This window comes from Flavobacterium sp., from assembly GCF_028712645.1.
In the GTDB taxonomy this organism is placed as follows: Bacteria; Bacteroidota; Bacteroidia; order Flavobacteriales; family Flavobacteriaceae; genus Flavobacterium.
The window spans coordinates 1-4,140 of sequence record NZ_JAQTPQ010000289.1; the positions used below are offsets into that span (position 1 = coordinate 1).

At 33.7% G+C, this 4,140-nt stretch carries 4 protein-coding genes and 1 pseudogene; all 5 read right to left on the reverse strand.

Annotated features, from left to right (window positions below):
- A pseudogene (locus PHC28_RS16385) lies at positions 1–196 on the reverse strand (riboflavin biosynthesis protein RibF); the annotation flags it as partial.
- A gap of 121 nt (positions 197–317) precedes the next feature.
- Positions 318–1,202, reverse strand: a complete 885-nt coding sequence (locus tag PHC28_RS16390; protein ID WP_300103186.1) for a T9SS type A sorting domain-containing protein — start codon at positions 1,200–1,202, stop codon at positions 318–320.
- The gene (locus PHC28_RS16395; RefSeq protein WP_300103188.1) at positions 1,175–2,383 is read right to left on the reverse strand and encodes a zinc metalloprotease; all 1,209 of its coding nucleotides are present in this window, start codon (positions 2,381–2,383) and stop codon (positions 1,175–1,177) included. The genes PHC28_RS16390 and PHC28_RS16395 overlap by 28 nt, the downstream gene beginning before the upstream one ends.
- Before the next feature lie 117 nt (positions 2,384–2,500).
- Positions 2,501–3,127: an aminoacyl-tRNA hydrolase gene (pth, locus tag PHC28_RS16400; protein WP_300103190.1), complete on the reverse strand. Its 627-nt coding sequence runs from the start codon at positions 3,125–3,127 to the stop codon at positions 2,501–2,503.
- Between the two features lie 54 nt (positions 3,128–3,181).
- Positions 3,182–4,140 (reverse strand): spore maturation protein (locus PHC28_RS16405; RefSeq protein ID WP_300103192.1); only part of this gene is annotated, 959 nt, incomplete at its 5' end.

The following is a 4,140-nucleotide window of genomic DNA, read 5'->3' on the forward strand; positions in this document are numbered from 1 at the left end:
CTGATTGCTCTTGTAAAACCATTCGAGGATGCGGAAAAAAGGTAAGTACTAAACTTTCAAATTCATCGCTTTTTGTACTTTGAACAAGTTTTTCTAAGATTTTTTTATGCCCTATATGAACACCGTCAAAAGTCCCTAAAGTTAAAACCGTTTTTTTTGTGGATTTGAAATCATCTATGGAATGGAAAATCTTCAAAGTAATTATATTATAATGGTGCAAATTTAATGTCTGTAAAATCGAAAGGTTAAAATAATCTTGGAAAAATCATTTTCTTTTAAAACTTTTGACTTTCGACTTTGAGACTTTCGACTTTAAACTATTCTTTAATAAATTGTAATATTTTTTTAGCAGTATCTTTTATCACAGAAATAAAATAGATTCCGTTACTCAAAGTCGATGTATTTATTGTTAAATCTGGTTCAATTGAAACTTCTTTTTGACTAATTGTTTGCCCCAAACTATTATAAATAACGTAGCTATTAGGTAAACCAAATTGATACGGAATCCTTATATTTAAAGTCCCTCTTGTAGGATTAGGATATAAATAAATCTCATTTGATGTTTCAAATGCTATATTACCCAATGTATTAGTTGTAAAAGTAAAACTTTGACTTGAGGTAAATGATGAGCCAGAAGTAACAACGGTTAATCCATCTGTTGATTTAATATCATAATACCCATCTCCAGAAGCTCCACAACATATTCCATCTCCAGCTGAATCATTTATTGTAAAAGTATAGCATTGATTTGCGGGCAATGTCCAAGTTTGAGAAATTAGAGAGGGCAAGGGCAGTGTGCTTTTATCAGTATATGGTCCACCGCTATATAAAATAACTCCTGACCCATTTTTAATTTCCCAAGTTGTTTCAGAACCCCATAAATCTTGTTGTAATCTAAAATTATATGTAGTAAAAGTATGGTTTGGAGCTGCAGATGGAATAACAAAATTCCCAGAAGCAGTATTGTTTGTTGTTCTTTGATCAGTTCCTCCATTTGCTGAAGCAATACTTGCGCTTATTGTTCCATTTGATGGAGAATTTATTAGTATTGTAAAAGTATCATATTTGTTAGTTGCTAAATTACCTGTCCAATTATAAGCAATATTTGCACCGCCATTAATAGAATAATTTACTGTTGCAGCAGTTAAATTGCTTGTTCCTCTATTATAAATAGTTATTGTTTGTGTGGTTTGATTAGGCACAGCACCACATATTGATGCGGGACAGCTTGCTTCAAGCTTAACTTCGGCATCATAGCAAATAAAGCTATTGCTGAATTTTTAGTCGACGTTTTTAATGTACTTCTTCTCGCTGCATTATTCATAATAACAACCATTCTGTCTTTTTGATTTTGGGTAAAAATGTTCATACAAGCATCATCCGTATAATCCATATAATTTTCTACCATTTCATTGCCAACATTATCACAATCCAAAACAGATGGGCAGCCATAATTAGCGTCATGAGCCTTTGGAGTATCGGCACAAAAATCATCTCCACAAGCAGAGTCGCCCCAAATATGTCTTAAACCAAGCCAGTGTCCAACCTCGTGAGACATTGTCCTTCCTTTGTTGTATGTTGCATTCAACAAAAAAGTACTTGGTGTTGTATCATAATCAAGACTGCCAAATACATCATAGTTAGAAACTACCCCATCAGAATTTGCATTGCCACCAGATACATCGAGGCCTCCAAGCCCTGAACCATCAGGAAATTGCGCATAGCCTAAAAGAGTGTTGTCAGTAAATTCAACACTCCACATATTCATATATTGAGTAGGATCCCAAATAGTTGCTGGTTTTAATATGGCATCAATATCAACATCTGACCATGAGGATTGACAAAAACTCAATCTGTCAATTCCATTGGTTGGATTTCCATTTGGGTCTACTTTTGCCAATTCAAATTGAATTTGAGTATCTGCTCCCACAGGGTTTGTATTGTAACCTGGTGACCCAAATAATTTTCGATAATCTTGATTCATTACCGTAATTTGAGATTCTACTTGTGCGTCAGTAATGTTTGGAGCTACTCCAATGGCCTGACCACTATGAATAACGTGAACAACTACTGGAATGGTAATAATTCCACCAGATTGAGAACTGGTTTTCATCGATTTGTAACGACTAACCAAAGGAGCTACCCATGCTTCAAATTGAGCATCAGTCATTCTTTTAGCATCTTTTCCTTGGAGAAATTTCTCGTATTCAGTTGTGGCGCAACGAATATATTTGTTTTTTGGATTTACACTTTCTGCTTTAAGTTGTTTTCCAAATAAAGTCTTGTTGGCTGGTTTTGTGTTTTGACTGAAAGCAAAGCTTATTGAAAACAAGCAAACCATAACAAAAATTTTATGTGTAGAGATGAGGGTATTTCTTTTCATGATTTTTAAAAATAATTTGTAAAGTTAGTGTTTTTGCTAAATTTCAAATAAAAAAATAAAACATCTTGGATTTTTGCTGAAATTTATATTCTAGAAAAGGAAAAAAATAGTCAGTTTTTATTTGCCGTTAAAAGTTGTCATTGTATTTTCGAGTCCGGCTGTTCCAAACGATTTTATAATTTCTGAAGCTAATTCTAATCGTTCTGGGAGTTTTTCTTTTTCAATTTCATTCCATTCTCCAAGAACATAATCAACTTGTTTGCCTTTTTTAAATTCATCACTAATTCCAAAACGAAACCGAGTGTAATGTGTTGTATTTAAAATTGAATTGATGCTTTTAAGTCCGTTGTGTCCACCATCGCTTCCTTTTGGTTTAATACGAATAGTTCCAAAAGGTAAATTCAAGTCGTCAGTAATTATCATGCTGTTTTCAAGAGGAATATTTTCTTTATCCATCCAATATTTCACAGCTTTGCCGCTTAAATTCATATACGTATTGGGTTTTAAAAGCAAAAAAGTTCTTCCTTTAAATTTGTATTCGGCAAGCGCACCGAGTTTCACAGTTTCGAAGTTTAGACCTTCTTTTTTAGCTAGAAAATCAACAACTTTAAAACCAATATTGTGTCGTGTATTCACATATTCTGCACCAATATTCCCAAGTCCCACTATTAAAAATTTCTTCATACAATCAGCTGTATCTTCTTTTTGTTTTGATAAAAATATTTTCGAAAACCATTTTAGCATACCGCAAAAGTAAACTAATTTAAAAATGTATTACACTCACAAATAGGGTTCTGTTTAAAAAAACCAAGTCGCTACAAGAATAGCCGTAATCACACAAATTAAATCAACTAAAAGCATAGTCCCTAAAGCGTATCGGGTGTTTTTTATATTAACAGAACCAAAGTAAACCGCAATCACATAAAAAGTGCTTTCGGCACTGCATTGAAAAATACTACTCAACCTTCCCGTTAAGGAATCGGCTCCAAAAGTATTCATCGAGTCAATCAAAAATCCTCTTGATCCCGCAGAACTAAAAGGTCTTAGTAATGCTACAGGCAAAGCGTCGGTGATTTCTTTGCTAACTCCCATATTAGAAAAACCAAAAGCAATCCAATTACTAATAATTTCAAATAAGCCACTGTTTCTGAATAAAGAAATTGCCACCAACATTCCCAAAACATAAGGAAAAATGGTCACTCCGGTTTTAACACCATTATTGGCGCCTGCCACAAAAGCTTCATAAACCGTAGTATTTGCCTGAGTAAATTTTTTCTCTTTAAGAAAAGCAAAAATCAACGTAAAAACAATAATTCCCACCAATATTAAAGCCGAAAGATTAGAAGTAAAATAGTTTTTACCTATTAAATCCAAATGATTTACATACATCAACAAACCTACAATTGCAGCAATTAAAACCATTAATGAAATTACTAAAGAGGCACTTTTGAAATTAATTTTTTGTTTGATTCCCACAATTAAAAAAGCGGCAATTGTTCCAATAAAAGAAGTAATAATACAAGGCAACATCACATCGGCGGGATTGCTGGCATTGGCTGCAGCACGATAACCAATGATGGAAGTGGCAATCAAAGTAAGTCCCGAAGCGTGCAAACACATAAACATAATTTGGGCATCACTCGCCTTGTCTTTCTCAGGATTCAGTTCCTGCAAACTCTCCATCGCTTTTAATCCAAAGGGTGTGGCAGCTGAATCCAATCCCAAAAAATTGGCAGAAAAGTTTAAGGTCATATAAG

What these genes read in the sequence shown, in the direction of transcription:
- pth (WP_300103190.1), bottom strand. Translation starts at nt 3,127, where the DNA reads ATGCTAAAATGGTTTTCGAAAATATTTTTATCAAAACAAAAAGAAGAT.
- PHC28_RS16395 (WP_300103188.1), bottom strand. Translation starts at nt 2,383, where the DNA reads ATGAAAAGAAATACCCTCATCTCTACACATAAAATTTTTGTTATGGTT.